The organism is Mycobacterium sp. 1245801.1 (assembly GCF_001673055.1).
Classification (GTDB): Bacteria; Actinomycetota; Actinomycetes; order Mycobacteriales; family Mycobacteriaceae; genus Mycobacterium; species Mycobacterium europaeum_A.
Genome location: NZ_LZKY01000425.1, coordinates 1 through 23,458 on the forward strand (window position 1 = coordinate 1; position 23,458 = coordinate 23,458).

At 63.2% G+C, this 23,458-nt stretch carries 18 protein-coding genes and 3 pseudogenes; 6 read left to right on the forward strand and 15 right to left on the reverse strand.

Annotation, left to right across the window (positions count from 1 at the left end; genetic code table 11):
* Positions 1-81: 81 nt before the first annotated feature.
* From A5622_RS27125 to A5622_RS27135, 3 genes are all read right to left on the reverse strand, one after another.
* Positions 82-1,755 (reverse strand): acyl-CoA dehydrogenase family protein, encoded by a 1,674-nt coding sequence (locus A5622_RS27125; protein WP_066882403.1) that lies wholly within the window; start codon positions 1,753-1,755, stop codon positions 82-84.
* 715 nt (positions 1,756-2,470) lie between these two features.
* Positions 2,471-3,385, reverse strand: a complete 915-nt coding sequence (locus A5622_RS27130) for a fumarylacetoacetate hydrolase family protein (RefSeq protein ID WP_066882412.1) — start codon at positions 3,383-3,385, stop codon at positions 2,471-2,473.
* Positions 3,386-3,463: 78 nt separating this feature from the next.
* Positions 3,464-5,068 (reverse strand): long-chain fatty acid--CoA ligase, encoded by a 1,605-nt coding sequence (locus tag A5622_RS27135; protein WP_156748694.1) that lies wholly within the window; start codon positions 5,066-5,068, stop codon positions 3,464-3,466.
* A 504-nt stretch (positions 5,069-5,572) separates the two neighbouring features.
* On the opposite strand from A5622_RS27135, the gene A5622_RS27140 reads away from it, so the two are divergent.
* Complete coding sequence (locus tag A5622_RS27140) at positions 5,573-6,724, forward strand: VOC family protein (protein ID WP_066882405.1); 1,152 nt, start codon at positions 5,573-5,575, stop codon at positions 6,722-6,724.
* A 693-nt stretch (positions 6,725-7,417) separates the two neighbouring features.
* Here A5622_RS27140 and A5622_RS29435 read toward each other — a convergent pair.
* The 3 genes from A5622_RS29435 to A5622_RS27155 are packed head-to-tail and all read right to left on the reverse strand — an operon-like array spanning position 7,418 to position 9,836.
* Positions 7,418-7,618: a pyridoxamine 5'-phosphate oxidase family protein gene (locus A5622_RS29435; protein ID WP_156753115.1), complete on the reverse strand. Its 201-nt coding sequence runs from the start codon at positions 7,616-7,618 to the stop codon at positions 7,418-7,420.
* 36 nt (positions 7,619-7,654) lie between these two features.
* Positions 7,655-8,005 carry a DoxX family protein gene (locus A5622_RS27150; protein ID WP_066859762.1) on the reverse strand — a complete coding sequence of 117 codons (351 nt, stop codon included), beginning with the start codon at positions 8,003-8,005 and terminating at the stop codon, positions 7,655-7,657.
* A gap of 10 nt (positions 8,006-8,015) precedes the next feature.
* The gene (locus A5622_RS27155; protein WP_082994697.1) at positions 8,016-9,836 is read right to left on the reverse strand and encodes an FAD-dependent monooxygenase; all 1,821 of its coding nucleotides are present in this window, start codon (positions 9,834-9,836) and stop codon (positions 8,016-8,018) included.
* A 343-nt stretch (positions 9,837-10,179) separates the two neighbouring features.
* On the opposite strand from A5622_RS27155, the gene A5622_RS27160 reads away from it, so the two are divergent.
* Positions 10,180-10,743, forward strand: coding sequence for an NADPH-dependent FMN reductase (locus tag A5622_RS27160; protein ID WP_066859768.1), 564 nt, complete (start codon positions 10,180-10,182; stop codon positions 10,741-10,743).
* Between the two features lie 281 nt (positions 10,744-11,024).
* On the opposite strand, the gene A5622_RS27165 is transcribed toward A5622_RS27160, so the two are convergent.
* The 3 genes and pseudogenes from A5622_RS27165 to A5622_RS27175 all read right to left on the reverse strand — a co-directional run.
* Positions 11,025-11,663: a TetR/AcrR family transcriptional regulator gene (locus A5622_RS27165; protein ID WP_082990442.1), complete on the reverse strand. Its 639-nt coding sequence runs from the start codon at positions 11,661-11,663 to the stop codon at positions 11,025-11,027.
* Between the two features lie 253 nt (positions 11,664-11,916).
* Positions 11,917-12,449, reverse strand: a pseudogene (locus tag A5622_RS27170) (amidase family protein); the annotation flags it as partial.
* 124 nt (positions 12,450-12,573) lie between these two features.
* Positions 12,574-12,795: pseudogene (locus tag A5622_RS27175) on the reverse strand (SIP domain-containing protein); the annotation flags it as partial.
* A 98-nt stretch (positions 12,796-12,893) separates the two neighbouring features.
* On the opposite strand from A5622_RS27175, the gene A5622_RS27180 reads away from it, so the two are divergent.
* On the forward strand, positions 12,894-13,712 hold the full coding sequence (locus tag A5622_RS27180) for an IclR family transcriptional regulator (protein WP_066882410.1): 819 nt from the start codon (positions 12,894-12,896) through the stop codon (positions 13,710-13,712).
* A gap of 27 nt (positions 13,713-13,739) precedes the next feature.
* Here A5622_RS27180 and A5622_RS27185 read toward each other — a convergent pair whose 3' ends face one another.
* The 4 genes from A5622_RS27185 to A5622_RS27200 form a co-directional block, all read right to left on the reverse strand.
* The gene (locus A5622_RS27185) at positions 13,740-14,945 is read right to left on the reverse strand and encodes a PPE family protein (RefSeq protein ID WP_066859780.1); all 1,206 of its coding nucleotides are present in this window, start codon (positions 14,943-14,945) and stop codon (positions 13,740-13,742) included.
* Between the two features lie 11 nt (positions 14,946-14,956).
* Complete coding sequence (locus A5622_RS27190; protein ID WP_066859782.1) at positions 14,957-15,256, reverse strand: PE family protein; 300 nt, start codon at positions 15,254-15,256, stop codon at positions 14,957-14,959.
* A gap of 131 nt (positions 15,257-15,387) precedes the next feature.
* On the reverse strand, positions 15,388-16,476 hold the full coding sequence (locus A5622_RS27195; protein ID WP_082990443.1) for a PPE family protein: 1,089 nt from the start codon (positions 16,474-16,476) through the stop codon (positions 15,388-15,390).
* Entirely contained in the window at positions 16,469-17,983 is a 1,515-nt protein-coding gene (locus A5622_RS27200; RefSeq protein ID WP_232002164.1) for an MFS transporter, read from the reverse strand. Before A5622_RS27200 ends, A5622_RS27195 begins: the two co-directional genes overlap by 8 nt.
* 197 nt (positions 17,984-18,180) lie before the next feature.
* Between A5622_RS27200 and A5622_RS27205 the strand changes: the two genes are divergently transcribed.
* On the forward strand, positions 18,181-19,416 hold the full coding sequence (locus A5622_RS27205) for a CaiB/BaiF CoA-transferase family protein (RefSeq protein ID WP_066859788.1): 1,236 nt from the start codon (positions 18,181-18,183) through the stop codon (positions 19,414-19,416).
* Complete coding sequence (locus A5622_RS27210; RefSeq protein ID WP_066859791.1) at positions 19,413-20,345, forward strand: hydroxymethylglutaryl-CoA lyase; 933 nt, start codon at positions 19,413-19,415, stop codon at positions 20,343-20,345. The genes A5622_RS27205 and A5622_RS27210 overlap by 4 nt, the downstream gene beginning before the upstream one ends.
* A gap of 62 nt (positions 20,346-20,407) precedes the next feature.
* Here the strand turns inward: A5622_RS27210 and A5622_RS30400 are convergent.
* Together A5622_RS30400 and A5622_RS27215 are read right to left on the reverse strand one after the other, a co-directional pair.
* Positions 20,408-20,575, reverse strand: a pseudogene (locus A5622_RS30400) (hypothetical protein); the annotation flags it as partial.
* Between the two features lie 607 nt (positions 20,576-21,182).
* Complete coding sequence (locus A5622_RS27215; RefSeq protein WP_066859793.1) at positions 21,183-21,878, reverse strand: FadR/GntR family transcriptional regulator; 696 nt, start codon at positions 21,876-21,878, stop codon at positions 21,183-21,185.
* A gap of 196 nt (positions 21,879-22,074) precedes the next feature.
* On the opposite strand from A5622_RS27215, the gene A5622_RS27220 reads away from it, so the two are divergent.
* Positions 22,075-23,403 carry an MFS transporter gene (locus A5622_RS27220; RefSeq protein WP_082990444.1) on the forward strand — a complete coding sequence of 443 codons (1,329 nt, stop codon included), beginning with the start codon at positions 22,075-22,077 and terminating at the stop codon, positions 23,401-23,403.
* Positions 23,404-23,458: the final 55 nt, after the last annotated feature.

The window sequence follows — 23,458 nt, forward strand, 5'->3', positions numbered from 1 at the left end:
CTAGCCGTGGCAAAACGCCCAGCTGCAGGCGCCTTGGCACGTTCGGTGTACGCCTATTCCCGAGTCGCGCCGACGAGGCGCTCAGCTCGCCTCGGCCATCGGCATGGTGCGCTTCAGGATGGTCGTCAAGTCCAATCCTCGGGGCAGCGTCCCCAATGCACCGCCCCAGGAACGTTCTAGCCGCGACGCGAGAAAAGCCTCGGCGACCGCAGAATTGCCGTGTCGCACCAGTAGCGAACCCTGCAGCGCCAGGCAAATGTTCTGTGCCAGAAGTCGGGACATGTACTGTGGCGCATCGCGATCGAGGAGCTGGTAATGCAGCTTTTGGACGTGGTCGTCGAGTCTTGAGTCGGCACCGGAGGCCGCGGCCAGCTCCTCAATGAGCACATCCATGCAGCTGGGATCGTCCAGAGCACGAAGCGTATCCAGTGCAGTGATATTGGCAGACCCCTCCCAGATGCCGGCCAGCGGTGCCTCGCGGAACAACCGGGGCATCCCCGAATCCTCGATATAGCCATTACCCCCAAGGCATTCCATTGCCTCGCCCACGCATTGAGTAGCGCGCTTGCACACCCAGTACTTGACGGCCGCGACACCGATACGTCTGAGCAAGCCCTCGCGCAGATCGCCTCGAATGGCGTTGTCAGCCGCACCGGCCAACCGCATGGTCACCATGGTGGCGGCCTCAACTTCCACTGCTAGGTCAGCGAGCACATTTCGCATCAGCGGCTGCTCGATGAGAGCAGCCCCGAAGGCATGTCGATATTGGGCGTGATGGACGGCGCGGGTAAGGGCAACCCGGATGAGGGTGGCACTTCCCGTCGCCACTTCCAACCGTCCCGCGCTGACCATTTCCATGATGGTGGCGACCCCGCGGCCTTCTTCCCCAATCAACCACGCTGTAGCGCGGTCGTATTCGACTTCGCTCGAAGCGTTGGCGTGATTGCCGAGTTTGTTTTTGAGCCGCTGAAGATACATCCGGTTTCGGCTGCCATCGGGCAGCACCCGGGGTAGCAGGAAACAACTGATTCCTCCCGGCGCCTGGGCTACCACCAAGAAGATGTCCGACATTGGTGCCGAGGTGAACCACTTGTGCCCGGTGATGGAAAAGCTGCCGTCGCCATTGGGGACGGCCTCGGTGGTCACGGCGCGCAGATCAGAACCGCCCTGCTTCTCGGTCATCGACATTCCCGCAGTGATACCTCGTTTCGCCGACGGCACGCCCAGGCCGGGAACGTAGGTTCGACTGGACAGCAAGGGTTCATAGATGGCGGCGAGATCGGGGGCGTGGCGCAGCGAGGGAATGGCCACGTAGGTCATCCAGATCGGGCACAAGATGGCCTGGTCGCCAGCCCACACCGACGTCTTGGCCGCCCGCACGACATGAGCGCCAGGCCGGGGGTCGCGCCACGGTGCAGCGTGCAAGCCGTTGGCAACCGCCAGTGCCATCAGCTGGTGGTAGCTGGGGTCGTATTCGACTTCGTCGATACGGTGACCGTATTGGTCATGGGTGTGCAAGATTGGCCGGTTGCGGTCGGCCAACTCGCTGCAGCGCTGGATCTCGGGGCTGCCACAAACTGCACCGAACGTGGTCACCTCGTCGATACCCCATCCGCCCCCCTCGCGAATCAATGCCTCCCGAAGAGCCGGGTAGGACGCCAAGTTGTAACCTCGAAGCGGCGGCGGTTGATTGGTGACCCGGTGCGGGTCATAAGTTAACCGACCGACGTCTGATGGCAGGGCTACAGTCTCCATCTAGGCCTCCTCAGTCTCCATGTCTGCCTCCTCGATAGTCGACGTCGCGCGCCATGTCGCGCGGTGCGAATGAGCTTTGTAAGGGGCCAACGCGAAACGTCTTCGCTATTGATGCAGATCCCGTTCGCGTGTGATCCATCACGCAAATCGCTGTGATTGTGGACGATCGAGCGAACAGGTTGGGGATCAGCACCGACGCCGCTGGTGCCAGGAGCGCCACTTGTCGGCCAGGAGCTGGCTCGGGTGCTGAGCGGTGGACCGCCGAGTAATACTTCGCTCATGTTGGCGCGACGCCGCGCCCTGGCATCACGCGGCCCTCTCGATTCCGATGGGTCACTTACGCACAGACGATGGGTTTCCCACAATTAGGACTCTCACAACTTATCGGCGGTCGGTCGGTGCGTTGTCGGTACCGGCACCGCGTGCCATCAAGAGGCGAGGCGCCTGTGGGTGGGTTACAGCGACATCTCAATAGGCAAGGGCGACTGCATGGAACGGAAGCGCTGGGACCGTTCGCTTTCAACGAACGGTGCATGGCTGCGTCGCCGGCGACGCATGACCATGCCCGACCGCCGTTTGAGGTGACATGCGCCGCTAAATCACCGCACAAAGTGTTCTCCGTGATCCGTCACGGAGGGCAGAAATCAGGGCCTCCCAGCGTCTTCGGGCTCCGGTCGGCCGCCGTACCAGTTAAGCGATGAGGAGGGGGCAAGGCTTAAGCGGATTCCTCGTCGATGATCTCGTTGTTGATCGCGCCGACACCTTCGATCTCGACGCGCACATGTTGGCCCACCTGTAGCAGCTTGCCTGAAAACACGCCCACCCCGCCCGGCGTGCCGGTTGCTATGAGATCACCCGGCTCTAGAGTGCAAACCCGCGACAACGCAGCAATCATCTCGCCGACGCCGGTCACCATTTCTGCCGTGGAGCCGTCTTGACGCAGCTCGTCATCCACCCAGGTCTGAATTCTCAAGTCGTCGTTGCTGACCTCGTCGGCAGTGGTGATCCAGGGGCCCAGAGGCCCGTGCGTGTCGAAGCTCTTGCCTGGCCACATTGTTGGCGTGTCCTGCTGCCAATCGCGAACCGATACATCGTTGCCGACGGTGTAGCCGGCGACTGATGTCAATGCCGTCACAGCATCCGCGCGTCGCAACTGCTGCCCGATGACCGCCACTAGCTCGCCCTCGTAATCGAGCATCGACGAATCGGAAGGCGCCACAACGGGATCGAACGGGCCGGTGATGCAAGAGACTTGTTTGTTGAAGAAGGTAGGCATCTTTTGATCGGGGAAAGCCTGGCGCAGGTGCGCGAACCGCGCCATCGCCTCCGCGTATTGGGGCTGCTGAGCCGCCGCCTGTATCTCCTCGAGGTGCGAGTGGAAGTTGAAGCCAATTGCAAGGTACTTCGACGGGCGTTCGATGGGCGCACGTAAGGTCACTTCGGACAACGGCACCCGTTCTGACACACTCAGGCTTTTTCGAGCGATGTCGGTGACCACCTGCGGCCCCGCTGCCAGCAGCGCCGTGACTTCTGTCGGGGCGCCGTTGATTGCTCGTAAGGGCACGATAGCTTCGTCAATGACGATCCCGGCGGCCGCGGTATCGCCGGCCCGGTACCTCACCAGCTTCATCATTTCTCCTTTGCCCTCAAAACGGCGGTGAGCGTGGCCCTTGCGGCGGCGTACTTTTGTGCAATTAGCATCCCGCGGCTAGCCTCTACGCGTCTGTGCGTAGAGGGCATCGATCTGCTCGGCATACTTCTCAGTCACTGCCCTGCGCTTTAGCTTCATAGTCGGTGTGAGCTCATCAGAATCGGGCACCCACTCATCTTCGAGCACCGCGTAGCGCTTAATCTGTTCGACTCGGGCCAGGCGCGCGTTTGCGCGGTCCACGCCCCCCTGCACCTCGGCTAGCAGCGCGGCTTCACTGGAATATGTTGCGGCAACGGCAGGGTCGAGAACTAGAAGCGCTACATTGTACGGTCGGCCGTCGCCCATCACACATGCTTGACCAATCAATGGGCTGCTCTCGCGAAGTCGGGCCTCAATGTTATTGGGCGACATGTTTTTCCCAGCCGCATTGATGATGAGTTCCTTCTTGCGCCCAATGATGCGCAGGTGTCCGTCGGCCGTTAGCTCGGCAAGGTCGCCAGTATGCAGCCAGCCTTCGGCGTCGATCGCTTCTGAGGTGGCTTGTGACTGATTGCGGTACCCGGCCATGATGAGCGGTCCACGGACGAGTAGTTCGTTGTCTTCAGCCAGGTGTATCTCAGCGCTGGGCAACGGCGGCCCTACGGTGCCGGCGCGAGCATCATCGGCTGCGGCGAAGGACACCACACCGGTGGTTTCAGAGAGGCCGTAGAGCTCTCGCAGTGTGATCCCGATCGAGCCGAAGAATTCGACAACTCCCGGCGGGCAGGGCGCCGCTCCTGTGAGGGCGCAAACGAGATTGTCAAGACCTAGTCGGCGGCGAAGCTCTGCCGGATCAGGTTCGACTGAGGCGTTCGAAGCGACTAGCGCCTGTAGTTTTTCCCACAGTCGTGGTGGGGAGAAAAACAGTTCCGGCCTAACCCTAGGTAGCAGTTCTGTCACCTCGACAGGAGTTGGACAGCACACCACGGTGAATCCCATGACCATCGGCAGGTAATGGGTGGAGGCACGTTCGGCGATATGCGCCATTGGGAGATAGGAGATGGAGCGGTGTTGGGGCTGCGCGCCCATGAGCGGCGCCATTTCAGAAACCATCGTAAGGATGTTGTGATGTGTCAGCTCAACGCCTTTGGGTGGGCCGATCGTACCCGAGGTATAGACCAGCGTCGCGAGGTCCTCCGGTCGCGCCGATGGTGGTTGGTTGCGTTCTGGCGAGCTGAGCAGTTGCACCCACGACTGGTGTTCGACGACGACGACATGGTCCACCTGGCAGCGATCCACAGCCAACGCTGCGTTCAGGCGGTGGAGTAGAGATGACTCAGTGATAACGACCCGGCATCCAGCGTCGTCTAGGACATGCAGGAGTTGTTCGGGCGCAGCCGTGTTGTACATCGAGAAAGGCGTGGCGCCGATCTGCAAAGCGGCCGCGTCAGCGATGTGAAACTCCGGACGGTTGGTGAGCAGAAGCCCGACGGAGTCTGATCGCCCGATGCCGAGTCCGGCGAGACCACCGGCGACTCGCCGCGACCGTAACCCGTACTCACGCCAGGACAGAACCACATGCAAATCAGCGTCGAGAACCGCGGGCGCATCGCCACACTTGTCGATTGTCGAGAGGAAGGCTTCGGCGAGGGTGGCCGGGGGGCTATCCGTAGGCGGCTGCATGCGGAAGAGCATAGACAGTAATTTGCTATACGTCAATTAATTTATTGGCGTACGACATAGGCGTTGCTGACCTGAGCCTATGAGCGGCACAAGCGCCACTTCGCGGAGCCACCTGACGCCCCGAGCTGCCGGCAGGCGACCACTGCGCCTCCGAGATGAGACCCGGGCCTCACCGAACGAACCACCATCCCCATGGATGTGATTTTCAATGCGGCCTTGCCGAGGCGTTGCCACCCGACGGGCGCGATCACGCGGAATGCTGCGCCGACGTGTTTCTGCGAGCGTTGAAGCCAGATGTGGATACGCGCAACTTGCCAGCCGACACATTTAATAGTGCTATCAAGCACATTAAGGGGATATGATTAGCGCCAGCACCGCCTCAAAGGTGACCACTTGGCTGCGCCTCCGCCCGGAAATGGGTTTGGGCGCGCCAAGCGGGTGACGCCCTTGACGGCAAGTGCGGCCGGGATCGCCGTCAAGGGCCCTTCCCATGTCGACCGAACCATGCAGAGGATTGCAGTGACAAAACACCACCGCCACGCAGCCGGCAGTGATACTGGGCTGCGCAGCGAACAAGGACCGAATTCCGGGGAGCACGCCGGACGCAGTGCAAATCCGATCATCAAAATCAGCGATCTGGCGTGGCTGGAATTCGAGAAACCCGATCTCGCGCGTGCCGAGACATTCGCGCGAGACTTCGGATTCACCGTGGCAGACAAAGACGACTCAGCCATCCATCTCCGTGGATCCTTCCCCGGAACGCCCTGTGTGGTGATCCGCAGGGGCCAACGATCCCGATTCGCAGGAGCGACGTTCAGAGCGGCGGATCGATCAGACCTCGATCGGTTGGCGCGCAAAACTGAGCATCGGGTGGAATCTGTGCACGGTCTCGTTGAGTGCGACATCGTGCGTCTGTGTGACCCCAGTGGGTTTCGCGTCAGCGTGGTTTACCCTTCCGAGGAACTTCCGGGACTACCCGAACAGCAACCACATAAAATGAATACCGGCCTTAAGCCAGAGCGCGTCAATCGCGCTCAACGCCCACCCAGTGAGCCAGCAAGGGTGCAGCGTCTCGGCCATCTGGTCCTGGGGACGCCCCACCTAGCCCGTACGCTGGATTGGTATCTGGGCACCCTGGGGATGATCGTCAGTGATTTTCAATACCTTGAGGGGCAGCGGGAGCAAGGACCTACGCTCGCGTTCATTCGCTGCGACCGCGGATCAGTGCCGTCTGATCACCACACCCTGGCGCTACACCTTGGGCCAGTCGCGGAGTACGGCCATTCCGCTTATCAGGTAACCGATCTGGACGCGCTGGCGGTGGGCGGTGAGTTCCTCTCGCACCGCGGTTATCAGCGAGCATGGGGCATCGGGCGTCACCGGCTCGGCAGTCAAATCTTCGACTATTGGCGCGATCCCGACAGGCTGATGGTCGAGCATTTCACCGACGGTGACATGTTCGATAGCTCGGTGGAACCGGGGTGGGGACCGATGACGGCCTCTGGGCTCTACCAATGGGGTCCCCGGGTCGGGCGAGAATTTCTCGGAGCTAACGTTTCTCCGAAGTTGATCCGTGACGTCATCACAGCTCTGTTGCGCGATAACGACATCACCTCATCGCGACTGGCTGGGATGGCGAAGGGAATGAACAAGTGACTATGAGACAGTCCGCCGGAGTCAACGACGCAGTGAGGCACCCGTCCTAAAGCCCATCACGCCGACCCCCAATAATGGTCGTACCGCCGAAGGCACATTCGCGTCACGGTGCGTCCGGTCCGGTGATCCCATGGACGGAATATGCAACAGCCCTCCTGAGCACAGGTGCACAGTGGCACCTTATCGTCAACAAGAACTCGCAGTAGGCGGCCGAGAATGGTCGCCGAGACGGAAAAGTGCACAAGAGCAGGACAAACTCGTACAGAAAGCAGGTCACGTAGGGCGTTTCAGCGGTGCATGGGGTGAAATGTCTGACTGATGCTGTGGTTACGTAGGCGGTTGCACGCAGAATCGGCGAGCAGGCCGCGCGCGCTGGCTATCGTCACGCCAGCGTGGTTGATTGCCAGTCCGGTGGTCATCACCAAGGTAGACTCTGACTTGTGGTGTGCGTCAGAGCTTTAACGTAATCCATCGTGTAGACGTGCCGGGTGGTGTGTGAAACGTCGAGGTGGGCCTAAGCCGGAGCACAACACGGTTCTCAGCTCGGGCACCATTCTTGATCAGTGCGCGGACCTGGTCATCTGTCAGCTTTTCACCGGGCATGAGCTCGATAACCCGAACCTGAACGTCCATACGCACCTTAGGGTCACGATCGATCTCGGCATCCCCATACACCTGTAAGTACGTGGGCGGTCACCGCGCATCGAGAACGTAAATACTGACATTGGGATTGCGCTGTACCGCTTGAGCTTTGGCCCGCTCGGCCATCGTTGAAATCAGGATCTCATCACCATCTGTGACGTAGTACACGACCGTCATGGCTGGACCATCTGTCCTTACGCGTGCATTCAAAGATGCACGTCCGGTGATCTTCGACAAATTGTCGACGTTCATCGCGATCCACGATATGTGCTTCGTCGTCCCGTTCGGTCAGGCAGCGATTGCCAGTCCCGCGGTAGCCGCCGAAAGCACGCCAAAAACCAACGCCGGCGCCCAATCCTTAGGCTTATCTCCATTGCGAACCAACACCACAATCGCACCCAGCATCAGAAGGAACAGACCTCCTGCCGCGGCAATCCCCAGGGGTCGATACGCGAAGCCGATGAGAAGGCCCGCGGCGGCGGCGAGCTCAAGCATGCCGATCAGCACGTACGAGTTTACAGAGAAGTTCACATGTTCAGCGAGGTTCCTCATCGCCGGCACGCGTAACAGCTTTGCGATTCCGAACACGAGGAACGAAACAGATAGAGCGATCGTGACGATGGTGTAGGCCAGCTTCATGGTATTCCTTTCATGGTTTGTTTTGTGCGGTATGTGCAGGGGGAGCGGTTGTCTCGGCTATCGCCGGCGGGCCCAGTATTGATGCAACAACTTCACACAACGAGGAAAAGGGGTCATCGGCCAGCCCTTGTGCGCGCCAAGCGATGAATCTGTCTGGACGCACAAGTACCGCTCCTCGCTCGCCGTGTCCGCGCCATTGGGTCCATGTCGACCGGAAGTCCAGGTAGTCGCCGTCGGTATGACCGATGCGCACCGCGTCGATCGGCACAGCCCACCGCTGCGCTAGTACCTTCGCGGCATCCACCCAGGCGTGTCCCTCCTGAGCCGCGATCAACAGGAAGCGGCCCGGTGCAACAAGATCCATCACAGCTATACGCTGGCCGTCGGGCGTCGACAGCCAGGTGTGGGGCAGGGGGTGGCCCGGGCGCGCAGCTGGCTGGTATATCCGTATCGGATCTGGATTCTGGGGGGCAGCGGACCCGTCACTGATGACGCAATCGGAACTGTAGGTGTAGCCGTATTCGATGTTGTGTTCGTTGAATTCCATCGTCTGTGCGGCCAGTGCTTGCATCACCTGACGTCGGTGCGCCGCATCAGCAGGGTCTTCGCTCCAGAGCCGACGGACATTGCTCCAATTGACCTCAGGGGAGTTGGACTGTTCGATACCGATCAGAGCGCTAGTTCTCAAGTGGTTCAGCGTATTTTCTATCGAGCGTTGCACGTTGGTGGCGCTAACCGGTTTGCGTTCGGCCTCGTAGGTGTCCAGTAGTCGCGGAGAAGCGTTGTCAGCCAGAACAAATGCGAGTTTCCAGGCGAGGTTGTCCGCGTCGTGAATCGCCGAGTTCAGGCCGAGGCCGCCGGTGGGGGGGTGCCGGTGCGCGGCATCGCCAAGAATGAACACCCGCCCTAGCCGAAAGCGGTCGGCGACAGTGCCTTCGATGACCCAGCGGGTGATGACATGCACCGTGCAGTCGAGATGTCCCACTCCGAGCGTGGCACGCATGTCGTCCATGACCTTGGCATCATCTAGGGAGCGAGGATCATCTATCGGGTAGGTGAGGTGGATGCACCATTCCTCGGATTTGGGTCCCCAGTGTGTCGGCCCCATGGGGGCCATAATCACGAACCGACCAGTGTCGGGCATGCGGTGGAAGCGCAGCAGCACATCAGAATCGCTGGCCCATCGCGATAGATCAACGCTCAGGTGGATTGTGACCATGCGACCGAGATCGGAGAGGCCCTCAGGGACGACTCCGAGAGCTGGGCCGACTGTCCGACCACCGTCGCATGCAAGCAGATATTGCGCACGCACCGTGTACTGTTCGCCTGTCTTATGGTCGATGATGGCGGCGCTGACCGCTTCCGAATCCTGTTCGACGCTGATCAGCTCGTGGCCGTAGTGCAGTCGCTCGGGCGAGGCCTTCTCTGCGCGTCTTCGCAAAATGGGTTCTAGGCGTGACTGCGGCAGGTTTGCGGGAAGACTCGGGCTGGCCAGTCGCCAGGCGTCGGCGCGGCCGCCAGCGCCGAACGATTCGAGGCGGTATAACCGGTGTCCGCATTCCGGCTGGTCACCGGCGAACCCGACATAGAAGCCGGTATAGACCATCTGGTGAGCCGGTGTGCCTTTCTCGTAAATCTCGCTGTCGACGCCGAGACCGCGGAACATCTCCATCGTGCGCTGGTTGAGGATGTGCGCTTTGGGCAGCGGTGAGGTGGTTTCGCGGCTACTGACCAGATAGGTGTCGACCTCGAGTTGTGCCAACGAGAGGGACGCCGCAAGACCAGCCGCGCCACCACCGACTATGAGGACCTGAACGTCGCAATCCGCCACTGAGGCTCCTTTGGTCGCTGCAGCGATTGAGTCTGGCGACATGCTAACACGCTCCCATGACATCCGACACATTTTTACTTGACGGGCATCATTTTAATTCTGCGATGGTTCGTCCACGAGGTAGCCCGGACCGCCCATACCGCGGACAGAGGTTGCGGACAGATGACATGATGTATCTTGACGATTGACATATTTCCGGCCTAGGCTCTTCCGAAGGCGCGATGAGGCGCGGTGCCTTATCACGTTGTGACAGAGCGAGACTCGTGGCATCACGCGAACACGGCGGAGCCGCGCACGAGTTTGGCCGAGGATCCACGTCAGTTAGCCGAGATGAGGAGATGCTATGAGTGAATTGAAGATTGCGATAATACTGGGGAGCACTCGGCCCAATCGAAACGGCGAGTCCGTTGCCAAGTGGATGCTGCACAAGGCGTCCACGCGCTCCGACGCCTCCTATGAGCTCATTGATCTGCGGGACCACCCGCTGCCCCATATGGACGAACCTCTGCCGCCCTCTGTCGGGCAGTATGCTGGCGAGCACACGAAGGCCTGGGCGGCCAAGATTGCGTCATACGACGGATTTATTTTCGTCACACCCGAGTACAACCACTCCACCTCTGCTGTACTGAAGAACGCAATCGATTATCTCTACGCGGAATGGGCCAACAAGGCGGCGGCATTCGTCGGCTACGGTTCCCTGGGTGGCGCGCGGGCTATCGAACAGCTGCGTACCGTGTGTAGTGAACTGCAGCTCGCCCACGTGCGCCAAACGCTGACGTTCTCTCTCTTCACTGACTTCGAGAACTTTTCCGTCTTCACCCCAGCAGCGGTGCATGACGCCGCCGCTGACACGATGCTCCATCAGCTCGAATCGTGGACGCGCGCAATGAAGGGTGTCCGAGCGTAGCCTGGTCGCGACGCCGTTGAGCAGCTGCTGGCGGTCGCGCTGCCGTTGAGCAGCTGCTGGCGGCGTGCAACGCCAAGTTGGCCGACGGTAATTACCGCGGCGATTGCAGCGCCGATACGGTGACGCCTGATGTCCCTATGGCTTGCATATACCGCCGACTCCGACGGCTGGGACCCTGCTGAGAGCGGTCAGGGCTTTGCCTCCTCTGAAAGGCCTGATCAACAAACCCGCGGTCCCGCCCTCGGCCGCGCGCATGTTTCAGTGCCTTTTGCCGGCGATGCTCAATTCCGTTGTCGTACGGTACGTTTCCGCGGCGGTTTCTTGGCTTCGGCACTCCCCGCTTGTAATCCGCCGACAAAGAAGTCCGCACACAGTTCGCTGTGCGCCCGCACCTCTTTGGGATCGAGTGGATCGACTGGGGAGAAATGGCGAGCCAACGGCGCAAGGGTGAACGGTGCACCTGCGCCATGGGTTAGCAACAAATGAAATGTTCTCGGGGGTACCTTGCGTATCCGGCCCTCGGCGGCGAGGTGTTCAAGGAGTCGCTCACACGGTCTCATCGCGGGTTCGATATATTTGCTGTAGATGTAGGTGAGCCGCTCAGTGTCCTGGCGACCTTCGATATTCATAAGGCCCAATAGCTCGGGATGGTCGGCGGAGTAGGTCAAGAACACGCGCACGAAAATGCGGACCTGCTCGAGCGGGTCGGACAAGGTGGGATCGAACGCGGTAAGCATGCGCTGGGCAAGCGGCCCAAAAGCCCAGTCGACCGTCGCGTACCACAGCGCTTCCTTGGATCCGAACCGCCCATTAAGTAGATTGTGGCTGCCCCCGAGTTCACGGTTGAGCGTGCGAAGCGCAACGCCGTCGAAGCCCAAGGTGGCGAACGCTCGGAGCGATACTTCGAATATCTGCTCCAACGACGCAGGCGATTCTTGTGCGCGCGGGCGTCCGGGGAGTCTGCGAGGCACACGCTTCGCAGGCGACCTCACCGCCTTCTTGGTCGTCGAAGAAGTACTCACGTCACCGAGCCTACTCGATCGACAAATATTTATTTGGCACATTTGAGGTCTTGCGCAGGTCCGATTGACGTCGTCAAGGCGTGAAGCAGAGATATGGCCACAACTGAAGGGCGCCGTCGACATCGCGCGGGGTCGCATCGCGGTGTCGTCCGGTGACGTCGCCGATCGGTGCCAGCTTGGGGTTGCGCCAGATGCGTTCGGCCTCGCGGTAGAAGGCCGCGGTGTCGCGCACCGAACGGGACACCACCCCGTTGACGACGACGCCCACCGGCATCCGGCGCAGCGTCGCGTCCAGGGGCAACCGCCCGCGCGACGGTTTGAGCCCGACCAACCCGTTGCAGGCGGCCGGAATTCGGATCGAGCCGCCGCCGTCGTTGGCGTGCGCCATGGGCACCACGCCGGCGGCGACGAAGCACCCGATCCCGACGACGACGCTCCGGCGGTGTAGTCGGTGTCCCACGGGTTGCGGACCGGGCCCAGGCGAGGGTGTTCGGCCGACGCGCTGAAGCCGAATTCGGACAGCTGCGTCTTGCCCACCGAGGTCAGCCCGGTGGCGAGATAGAGCTGAGTGAACACGCTGTCGGCGACGGCATTGCGGCGCGCCCACGCATCGGTGCCGTGCATCGAAGGCTGCCCGGCGACGTCGATGTTGTCCTTGATGAACGTCGGGACGCCGCCGAAGTAGCCCGCCACCGGCGTTCGGCGACGATGCCCGCGATCGCCCGCACCGAGGCCGTCGACCCGCTGCTGAGTAGGTCTCGTTCTGGTAGTCGCCGAATGCCATGGAAAAGACAATGCCAGGCGGCCGTCAGGCTGACGAGTTCGCCGACTCCGCCTGCGCCAGCTCTTTCTTCCACTGCCGGAACGTCTCTTCGGTGCGGCCGCGGCGCCAGTAGCCCGAGATCGATGACGCCCACTTGGCGTCCACGCCCCCCTCTTTGCGGATGTAGAGCCGCAGATTGTGCATGACGGTCTGGGCCTCGCCGTGGATGAAGACGTGCACCTGTCCCGGCAGCCACGGGGCGCTCGACTAGACAAGTCGCGTCGCTGCTGCAGCTTGGCCTGTGGCGACGGCGTTAAATCCGCATTCGACAGGTGCAGTCGATCCATTACCGAGACAATGAACGAATGAGTGAGGCTGACGATCTGGATATTCCGCCGCGGACGCCGTCGTCGCGACCGTTGTCCGCGGGCATCAAGCCGTTGCTGGTTCTGGCGAAGATCCGCGGGATCATGGACGCCTTCACGCTCTCTGAGCCCGAATTGACCCTCAGCGAGATTCGGGCCCGCACCGGTTATCCGACGTCGACAGTGCAGCGACTGGTGGCCAATCTGGTGGCCGAGGAATTCCTTGATCGGATTGGCGATCGGTTCCGGATCGGGGCCCGGGTCGCGTACTGGGCGGCTCCGGTCGCAAGCAGCATGGGCCTGCTGGAGGCGGTCTCACCGGCGCTGGAGTCGCTGCGCGACGCCAGCGGAGAGACGGCCTGCTTCTTCCGGCGAGAAGGCCCGTTCCGGGTTTGTGTCGCTATCGCCGAGACACGCCATGGGATCCGCCGCGAGATGCATGTCGGCAAGATCGTCCCGCTACACGTCGGGTCGGCGGGACGGGTGCTGATGGCGTGGGACGACGATGCGCTGCGGGAAGTGCTGGCGTCCGACTTGGCCCGGTTCACCGACGCGACCGTGACTGACCCAGATGTGTTGCGCGCCAACGTCGAAGAAGCACGGCGGATGGGCTTTGCGATCACCAGCGGCGAACGTGACGAGGGCGCTACCGGCGTCGCGGCGCCGGTGTTCGACGCTCGCGGTCACGTGTTGGGTGCGCTGATGATCAGCGGACCCAGCTTTCGGTTCTCGCCTGAACTCGCCGAGCGGTGGGCCGACAACGTCGTTGGCGCGGCCGACCAGGTGACACGCACCCTCGGCGGCCGCCTCCCGTATTGAGTCGGCATTGCTATTACGCGACGGTCGCTAGCCGGCGGCCGGGGGACGCGGGATGACGGTGGGCCGCACCCCATATCGGGGCGCCCTGCCGGCTCCTCCGTCACCTGCCCCGGCGCCGCCGAGCGGCATGCCGCCAAGGATGTTCGCCGGCCGCGCGTCCGCGACCTCCCTGATATTGCTGACCGGCGGCAGAGTCGCCCCGAGGTGTGGTGCCTCCGCCAGGGTGGTCTCGGCCCAGACCGGGGGGACCGACAAGCGCCCGACGGAGGCCGCGTTGCCCAGCGTTCCCGCAACTGGAGCGGCGGCTCCGGCCAATCCCGGCCCGACTGGCGGGGCTGCGACCGCTGGCGGGGCCACTGCCGGTGCAGCAGCACCGCCAAGCGCGCCTGTGGATTTCGCGATCGAAACGAAGGTGTTGGCGATGCCGGCGGAGAAGAAGGGCAGGCCTTCGGTGTTGTAGAAGGTGGTGGAAAACGGCGCGTAGAAGGTGAAAAGATCACCCAGCCATCCCAGCGGGCCCGAGGTGAGTGCGTCTTTCACCGGATCATCCGGCGGGTTGGGCGCCGGGGCGTCCGCCAGTCTGGAACCGGTGGACAGCTTGTTCAGCGCCGAGGTGATCTTGCCGTTCAACGTGTTGTGCGCCGTGCCCGCCGAGGTACCAGTGGCCGCGGTGACCGAGGCGGCCTGTTGGGCCGTACCAGCCGGATTGGTCGTATGGGGTGCCGAGGTAAACGGTTTGATCGCCGAGATGTTCGCCGATCGGCCCGCATAGTTGTACATCGTGGCCGCATCGGTTGCCCACATCTCCCCATACTGGGCTTCTAAAGCTGCTATGGCCACGGTGTGTTGGCCCAGCACGTTGGTGGACAGCAGCTGCGCCAGAGTGACGCGGTTGGCCGCGATCAGCGGCGGCGGCACGATCGCGGCGTGCGCCGTTTCGAAGGCCGTCACAGCAGACATGGCTTGACTGGCCGCATGCTCAGCGGCTGCGGCGGTAATTCTCATCCATTCCACATAACGGTTGGCGGCCTCCGCCATCGATGTCGCGGCCTGCCCCGACCACTCCTCGCTGGACAGCGTTTTCACCACCCGGTCGTAGGCTACGGCCGCCGAATTGAGCTCCGCGGCAATGGCATTCCACCCAGAAGCCGCCCCCAACATCGACGCTGAGCCCGAACCCGCATACATTAACCCCGAGTTGATCTCCGGCGGTAACGCCCCAAAGTCGACCATCACAAGCCCCCTCAACCAGCTGCGATCGCGTTAGCGGCCTCGGTGGCCGCATACGATCCCGAGCTGACATTCAGTGTGTTGACGAACATCTCGTGGATCGCCATCGCCTGTGCACTGACCTGCTGAAACTGTTGTGCATGGGCTGCAAACTGCGCCGCGGTCAGTATCGACACGTGGTCTGCGGCAGCCGGAATCACCCCCGTCGTCGGCGCCGCCGCCGCCGCGTTCTGAGCCGCAACCGCGGCGCCGATCGCCCGCAATGCACCAGCCGCTGCCGCCAACGCCTCTGGTTGCGCGGTAACAAAGGACATATGATCTCCTTACTCAATCACCTTCCGGCTCAACGAGCCTCTAGATTTCTGGCATCGACAACGGTCGGATCCCGCTCCGGACGATCACCACCGAAGACTTTGATGTTCTTATCGTGTTCAGGGCCATGGCCTTATCCTGCCGATGGTGGACGAGCAGTGAAGCGGGGGCGAAATCCGTATTCGCGGGGCGGCAAGCCGCCGCGGTCACGTCTGCCGCGAGCCGGCGCTATTTGGCGGAGCAGTGACTGCGGTCCGTTCGACGAGCCGCTGACATCCTCTATGCCGATGGCCTGGACGAGAGAGTCTTCTGCTGCTTTGGGAACTGTCGCCGCCCACCTCGTCGGAACCGACAGCGAACCGATCTTGTCTGACGTAGCCAGGTTTGCCGAGACCAGACCACCACCGAGCATTGCCGGCGCCGTGAGGGCGGGCGATGCGGATAAGCCAGCTGCGGCCCCGACGGCGAGATGCTCAGGCCACAGCGCACTCATCTGGGAGAAGATCAGACCTTGCAGATAGGTCATCGGCCAGAAGGTGACGTCCAGGACGCCGAACAGAAGCCCTTTTATCTGACTGGACAACGTATTGACCATGTCGTTGAACGATGACTGTGCCGCCGACGGTCCTCCAGTCCCCGCCGCCGTGGCCGCGGCCTGGGCGACCGCGGCCTGCTGTTGGGCCAGTCCGGCTTGCTCGGTGGTCTGGGTCGGCTCGGTGAAGGGGGCCAATTGCGAAGCCGTCGTCGCGGAACCGGCATAGGTGTACATGGCGGCGGCGTCTTGGGCCCACATTTCGGCGTATTGGGCCTCGGTCGCCGCGATCGCCGCGGTGTGCTGGCCGAAGAAGTTCGTCGCGACAAGCAACGCCAACAACGCGCGGTTCGCGGCGATCACGGTCGGCGGGACCGTCATCGCGAAAGCGGCCTCATAGGCCGCCGCGGCAGCGCTGGCCTGCGCGCCCGCCTCGTCAGCCAATGCGGCGGCACCACTTAACCACGCGACGAAGGGGGCGACACCGGCCATCATCAGCTGAGATGCCCTGCCCAGCCACTGCGAGGTGGTCAGCTCGGCAGCCACCGACGAGTAGCCGGACGCGCTCGAGGTCAATTCGGCCGCCAGGTCATGCCAGGCCGCGGCTGCGGCCACCATCGGTCCCGAGCCCGCGCCGGTATACATCCGGCTCGAATTGATCTCCGGCGGTAACGCCCCGAAGTCAATCATCGATTCTCCTCACCAGGTGTCGGTGATGGGCGCCGATTCCCGTCATCGAGTTGGCGCCCCGGTGATTCGTCGTCTTCGCGTGCGCCCTCACCGCGCCGTTACCCGTCGGGCCGATCGGCAATATGCGTACCGGGTTGATCTCATCGACGCTGCGTCGCGAGGTGCGCGGGCCCAGGGTGAGCACCGCGATGATGGCGATGGCCAAGGCGACCGCGACGACGGTGAACATCGCGGCAGCGCCGTAGCTGTCGAGAACCGGAATGAGAATGAATGGCGATGCGCCGCTGGACAACCGGGACAATGAATAGGTCCAACCGACCGCGGTGGCGCGCACCGCCGTCGGGAAAATCTCCGCCTGGTACACGTGGTAGACGTTGGAGAAGACATTGCTGGTCGCGGTGGTCAAGAACCCGAACAGGATGATCAGCAGCACCGACGATTGGGTCGCGAACATCAGACCGAACGCGGCGACCGCCACGATGGAGCCGACCAGCAGGAATTTGCGCTCGAACCTCGCCATGAGCGGGATAGCCATCACCGATCCGACCGGATACCCAATGAACGACAGCGCGCTGAACAGCATCGAGGAGGTGATGGGGTAGCCGCGATGCACCAGCACCAGCGCCGACAGGGTGCCGAACCCGTAGTATCCGAAGGTCTGGAACAGGTGGAACAGCGCCAGCATCACCAGTCGACGGATGTACGGGGCATGCCGCAAGAGCGTCGTCGCGGACGGACGAGGGCCGGGCCGTGCCACGATACCGCGTGGGCTATCCGAAGTGCTCTGCACGCCAGTCATATTCGATCCAGCGGTGAACTTGGCCAACGCTCGCTGCGCCTCGTCGAAACGTCCCGCGTCGGCAAGCCAGCGGGGGGACTCGGGCAGCCACCGGTTCAGCGCGTAGACGATCGCGGCGCCCGTCGCGCCGATGGCCAGCAGCCAACGCCAGCCCGCGACACCGAGCGGCGAGTGTCCGGTCAGCCAAACCGACAAAAACCCGGCGAACGGCACGGCGAGGTAAGAGCACGTGTAAGCCGACGCGGCCAGTCGGCCGCGGCGTGCCTTGGGCAGCACATCGGCAAGATAGGAGTCGGCAACCGGATACACGGCACCGACGCCCACGCCGGCCAGGAACCGGGTGACCACCAGCACCGCCGGGGACGGCGCGAAAGCACCGGCCAGTGAGAACGCCGAAAACCAGCCCAGCCCAAGCAGAAACGCCTTGCGCCGTCCGATCCGGTCCGCCAGTCGCCCGAAAAACGCTGCACCGAGGAACATTCCGACGAAGGCCGAGGCCAGCACCAGCTTGAGCACCGTGCCGCGTACGCCGAAGTCGTGCCGCAGGGCGGTACTCATGGTGCTGGACAAGAAGATCTCGTACATCTCGAAGAACAGGCCCAGGCCCACAACGACGACGATCTTGCGGTGCACCGGGCCTACCGGCAGGCGGTCCAGGAGTTCGCCGACGGTGCTGCCGCTCATGGACATGACTGGTGGTTTGGTCATTCCCGACTTTCTCGTCGTCAAGTGCTCACCAACTCGCGCCCTACGAAGTGGTTCGCTGCTTGCAATGTGATTAGGGCTACATCGCCCGACTGTAGTGGATTGGGTCACCTTAGGAAAGACTTGTGGCGCCATCATGTAGGTTTTAATGCACGATGTGGTTAGTTTTAATGCACCAAGTGGTTAGAGAGGTGTGAAACATGGACAGATTCAATGGCGGACCACTGGACGGCGTGCGCGTCCTCGAGCTCGGCAACTACATCGCCGCACCGACCGCCGGACGGCTCCTGGCCGATTTCGGCGCGGAAGTGATCAAGATCGAACGACCCGAGACCGGAGACGAGCTGCGCACCTGGCGGCTCTACTCGGGCACGACCTCGATGTTGTTCCGGACCATCAACCGCAACAAAAAGTCTGTGGTGTTGGACCTCAAGACCGAGCACGGGCAAGCGGCGGTGCGCGAACTCGCCCGCTCCTGCGACATCGTCCTCGAAAACTTCCGGCCGGGGACCCTGGAGAAGTGGGGCATCGGCCCGGCCGAACTGAGTGCGCAGAACCGGGAACTGATCATCGTGCGCCTCTCGGCCTACGGCCAGACCGGACCACGAAGCCGGCAACCGGGATTCGCCGCGGTCGCCGAGGCGACGGCGGGGCTGCGCGCCCTCACCGGCGAACCGGATCGCCCGCCATCACGCGTCGGCGTATCCATCGGCGACTCGATCGCGGGTCTTTATGCCGCATTCGGCGCGTTGGTGGCGATGCAGCAACTCCGAAAAGACCGTATCGCCGGACGACCCACGGCCCTTGCCGACCGCACCGTGGACGTCGCGTTGACCGAAGCGATCTTTTCGATGATGGAATCGTTGGTCCCCGAATACGAGGCTTATCGCGTCACCCGCGCCCGGTGTGGCGGGCGCTTGGAAGGTGTAGCTCCGTCGAACGCCTACCTATGCCGCGACGGCCGATGGGTAGTCATCGCCGGCAACGGTGACGCCATCTTCCGGCGATTGATGAGGTTGATCGGCCGCCCCGACCTGGCCGACGCCGCGCGGCTGAGCAACAACGCGCAGCGCTGGGAGGCGCGCGACGAACTCGACGACGTGATCGGCCGGTGGACGGCGCAACTGCCCGCCGATCACGTGCTCGCCGCGCTGGACGCCTCCGACGTTCCCGCCGGTCCGATCAACACCGCGCCCGACATCGCCGCCGACGAACAGTTTCTGGCGCGCGGCATGATCCAGCGCATGCCCGTATCCACCGGCACCGAGATCCTGCCCGACGTCGCATTCCCGGGCATTGTGCCGCGCATCGGCGACGGCCCGCGTGAAATACAAAGCCTCGGACCGGATCTGGGCGAACACACCGAGGAGATCCTGGGCGTTTTGGACACCGATCTGCGCCTCGCCGGACTCGACACCCCGGAGGTGGCCAGATGAACCCCTCAGTCCAACTCCGTGACGTCACCCTGCGCGATGGCCTGCAACTCACCGGCAAGCCCCTCGACACGGAGCGAAAAGTCGAGTTGGCACGACTCCTCTTGGCCTCGGGCATCGATGCAATCGAGATCGGCGCGATGGCACGACCCGACTTGGTGCCACCCATGGCAAACACCCTCGACGTCATCGCGTCACTGACTCCCGGGGAGCTGCAACGGTGCTGGGTGTGGACGGCTACGCCGCGAGGCATCGCCCGCGCGATCGAGGCGGGCGCACGCAATTTCCAATACTGCGTGTCGGTCAGCGACGAACACAACCGTGCCAATGTCGGACGCACCACCGCTGACAGCATGGCTGCCCTTCCGGAGGCCGTCGACCTTGTCACGGCCGCCGGTGGCCAGCTACAGCTGACCCTGGCCACCGCGTTCACCTGCCCGTACAGCGGCGCCGTCGATCCGCAGCGCGTGCTCGACCTGGTCACCGACGAGCGCGCGGCGGCCGTCGCAAGTGTGGTGCTGTGTGACACGCTCGGCCAGGCCACGCCCGACGACGTGCAGCAGCTCGTCGAACTCGTTGGCGACGTTGCGCCGTATCACGGGATCGTCTTCCACGGGCACGACACGTGGGGCATGGGAGTCGCCAACACCCTGGCCGCTATCCGAGCAGGCGCCACCATGGTCGACGGAGCGCTCGGTGGTCTGGGGGGTTGTCCTTTCGCGCCGGGAGCAAGCGGCAACGCCTCCACCGAGGACCTGCTGTTTGCGCTGCAACCCCGATACCTAACTCCGGCGGTATTCGCCGACGTCGTGATCGCCGCAGGGCGGCTCCTGGCGCAGCTCGGCGAGCCGAACCGTTCGAAAGCCTCCCAGGGTGCGCGGTCGACCGCGAGCGCGTTCGAATGGTCAATCAGCCAGGAGCTTTCTGCCTGAGCTGGTTGGCCCGGACGATTCGCCAGCGCCGATCCTGGCGCTGCGCCAACCGGTCAATTCAAGCCGGCCAACTCGCCTCGAAGTGGCTCGCCGACGCGGCGCTGCTCACGCTCCAGGTCGCCAAAGGCGAATTCGATCACTGCTGCCAGGATTCGCGGCGCCAACTTATTCGAGGTCACGTTTGGCGGGGACGGCGGGTTGCTGGTAGACGGTTTGCTCGTCCTGAGCATCGGAAGTCGACCCGTCTGGTGTACCGCGCGGGCCCTGCGCCTGGGTGAGCGGCGTCGTTAATGCGTTGTGGCTCCGTCGATGTGGCTGCCGCAAGGGTTCGATCCGGATCCCCAAGCGATGGCATCTTATCCACCACAACAGTGCGCTCTTCATCGGCGTGCGATTTGGGGCGCGCTACGACGATGGTGCGCTCGGCGTCGTCAGGCGTTGCAGCAGAGCCGGATCGGGCGCCATCGTCACCTCCGGGTGCCAACGACCCTGCGGCGCTGGTGGTCTCGCCATCGTTCGGTTTTGGCGCCACCATACTCGCGAGCTCTCGTCGGTACCCAGCAGGCGCAGGTGTCTGGTGTGCCGAGTGGGCATCTGAGCTCTCCCTCACGTGCGAGTCGGATAGGTTCATGCAGTCGGCACGATCAATGACAAGATCGCCGGGAGCCCTGGCAAGCACAAGGGCTGTACGCCAGCGCTTCACGTATTTGTTCAGCCCGCCCATGGCAGTCAACACTAAAGCCAACCAGGCGCTGTCGGCCTTCGCGTCGCGGCTAGACTGCTGTACCTTTGCGCAACCGAAACGGCGAGCAGATTTGGCCTCGATACAGCCGCAGATCACTCGCAGCCGCGCAGCAGGGCGACGTCGGAAACCAACTGAATATGCTCGGCCATCGCCCGGGAGGCCTCTTGTGGATCCTGGCGACGCACGGCATCGGCGATCCGACGATGGCCCTCCAGCGAGACCCGCGGCCGGTTCTCCTGCGACAGCGACTCGATGCGGGTTTCCTTTATGAAGCCGGCGATTTCGCGCATCAGCTTGGCTAGAAGCGACGAGTGCGCCGCGGCGGTGATGGCCTCGTGGAACATTTCGTCGCCGACGACTCCCCTGTCGCCCGCATCGATCTCCGCCTGCATCCGCGCGACCGCCGCGTCGATCGCGGCCATGTCCGCCTCGCTACGCCGGGAGGCGGCCAGGGCAGCGAGCTTTACCTCGAGAGCCTCTCGGGCCTCGATCACGTCGGGAAGCCGGTCGGCGTGTTCTCGCAGCGCCTCGATGGCGCGCTCTTCGGTCGGGCGGCGGACAAGGATGGCGCCATCGCCGTGCCGGACCGACAGCACGCCCTGGACCTCGAGCGCCACCAACGCCTGGCTGAGCGAAGCCCTGCTGACGCCGAGTTTGGCAGCAAGATCCCGCTCGGCGGGCAAGCGGTCCCCGGGGGTCATGTCTTTGTCGGCCATGTACGCGCACAGCTGCTCCACGATGACTTCGTATAGCCGAGGACGCGTCACGGGGCGAAGTTGCTCAACCACTCACTCACCTACTCTCTCCACCAACCATAGCGCCCGCCTGTGCCGGTGTGGCTGTCGCCACATGGGGCATTTGACAGTGATGCGGCGCACTGGTTTACTGACTAGACCAATACGCCACTAGGTGCTGCGACCCCGCGGCGGTACCGGACAGGCCGGTTTTCATCACCGGAGCGCGACCCAGGAATCGAGATCCACCGTGACGCTCAGCCAAAATCGGTCCCACATCAATGACGCCGGCACCGCAGGCCACAACGTCAAGCCCGTCCGGTTGACCAAAGCCCAGCAGCGCGCCTTCTGGGGGTCGTTCGGCGGTTGGGCCATGGACGGCTTCAACTGGACCGTCTTCGGCCTTGTCCTCGCCCCCACGATGGCCACCCTGCTCCCGCGCGCGGGCATCGAGGCCACGCCCGCCAACGTCGGCTGGTACGGGCAAATCAGCGCCGCCATATTCCTGCTGGGCTGGGGATGTGCGGCTATTTGGGGACCGATTGCGGACCGCTTCGGACGAAAGCCGGCCATGACCACCTCCATCCTCATGTACGGAATCTTCACCGCCCTCGCCGGCACCGCGAGCAACGTATGGGAGTGGAATGGCTATCGATTCCTCACGGCCATTGGCGTCGGTGGTGAATGGGCCATGGCCGGGACGCTGTTGGCCGAGGTGTTGCCTGAGCGGGTGCGCGCTCGGTTCGGCGGTGCCATGCACTCGGCGGCGTACGTGGGTGTACTGGTGGTGTCGGCGCTATACCTGGTGGCCGGACCGCAACTCGGCTGGCGGGGCATGTTCCTCGTCGGCGGGATTCCCGCCCTAGCGGTTTTCATCATCCGCCGTACAACGCCCGAGCCGGAGCGCTGGCAACAGGCCGCCGACGACGCGCATCGGCGCTCGTTCTGGCAACCCGTCATCGAGATCCTCACCCCGCCTTACCGGGCGCGCACCCTGGGCAACCTGCTGCTGCTCGCGGTCTGCGTGATCGGACTGTGGGCCGGAGCCACCTACGTCCCCACGGCCATGACCACGCTGGCCCACCATGCCGGCTACGGGCAGGACGCCGCGGTACGCCTTGCCGGTATCTCCGCGATGACGGTTGCCGCATTCACGATCATCGGCTGCTTCATCGTCCCCCGCCTGGCCGACCGGTATGGGCGCCGCCGGACGTTGGCAGCGTTGTTCGGGCTGATGGTCATCGGCGCCGTGGGCACCTACGGGGTGGCCTACCCGCTCCAGTCGATCGCGCTCGCCTTCGTATTCCTGCCGATCCTGGGCTTGGGCGGTGCCAACTTCGCCGTCTTCACGATTTGGCTTCCCGAGCAATATCCCACGCGGATGCGGGCCACCGCGTTCGCCTTCGCGACCACGTTCTCCCGATGGTTCGCCGCGATCGGCACCTTCCTCATCGGTTACGGCATCCATGCCACCGGCTCGCTGACGATCCCCATCAGCCTCACCGCCGTTGTCTTCGTCCTCGGTATCGCCATGGTGCGGCTGGCGCCCGAGACCCGCAGGCACGCCCTGCCCGACTGAGCGGGCTCGGTCCCACTTCCTCTTGCAAAACGCTTGACACCGCAGGTCAGGTTTG

Excerpts from the sequence above, each read along its gene's own strand:
- A5622_RS27125 (WP_066882403.1), bottom strand. The coding sequence starts at position 1,755 with ATGGAGACTGTAGCCCTGCCATCAGACGTCGGTCGGTTAACTTATGAC.
- A5622_RS27130 (WP_066882412.1), bottom strand. The coding sequence starts at position 3,385 with ATGAAGCTGGTGAGGTACCGGGCCGGCGATACCGCGGCCGCCGGGATC.
- A5622_RS27135 (WP_156748694.1), bottom strand. The coding sequence starts at position 5,068 with ATGCAGCCGCCTACGGATAGCCCCCCGGCCACCCTCGCCGAAGCCTTC.
- A5622_RS27140 (WP_066882405.1), top strand. The coding sequence starts at position 5,573 with ATGCAGAGGATTGCAGTGACAAAACACCACCGCCACGCAGCCGGCAGT.
- A5622_RS29435 (WP_156753115.1), bottom strand. The coding sequence starts at position 7,618 with ATGAACGTCGACAATTTGTCGAAGATCACCGGACGTGCATCTTTGAAT.
- A5622_RS27150 (WP_066859762.1), bottom strand. The coding sequence starts at position 8,005 with ATGAAGCTGGCCTACACCATCGTCACGATCGCTCTATCTGTTTCGTTC.
- A5622_RS27160 (WP_066859768.1), top strand. The coding sequence starts at position 10,180 with ATGAGTGAATTGAAGATTGCGATAATACTGGGGAGCACTCGGCCCAAT.
- A5622_RS27180 (WP_066882410.1), top strand. The coding sequence starts at position 12,894 with ATGAGTGAGGCTGACGATCTGGATATTCCGCCGCGGACGCCGTCGTCG.
- A5622_RS27185 (WP_066859780.1), bottom strand. The coding sequence starts at position 14,945 with ATGGTCGACTTTGGGGCGTTACCGCCGGAGATCAACTCGGGGTTAATG.
- A5622_RS27190 (WP_066859782.1), bottom strand. The coding sequence starts at position 15,256 with ATGTCCTTTGTTACCGCGCAACCAGAGGCGTTGGCGGCAGCGGCTGGT.
- A5622_RS27195 (WP_082990443.1), bottom strand. The coding sequence starts at position 16,476 with ATGATTGACTTCGGGGCGTTACCGCCGGAGATCAATTCGAGCCGGATG.
- A5622_RS27200 (WP_232002164.1), bottom strand. The coding sequence starts at position 17,983 with ATGACCAAACCACCAGTCATGTCCATGAGCGGCAGCACCGTCGGCGAA.
- A5622_RS27205 (WP_066859788.1), top strand. The coding sequence starts at position 18,181 with ATGGACAGATTCAATGGCGGACCACTGGACGGCGTGCGCGTCCTCGAG.
- A5622_RS27210 (WP_066859791.1), top strand. The coding sequence starts at position 19,413 with ATGAACCCCTCAGTCCAACTCCGTGACGTCACCCTGCGCGATGGCCTG.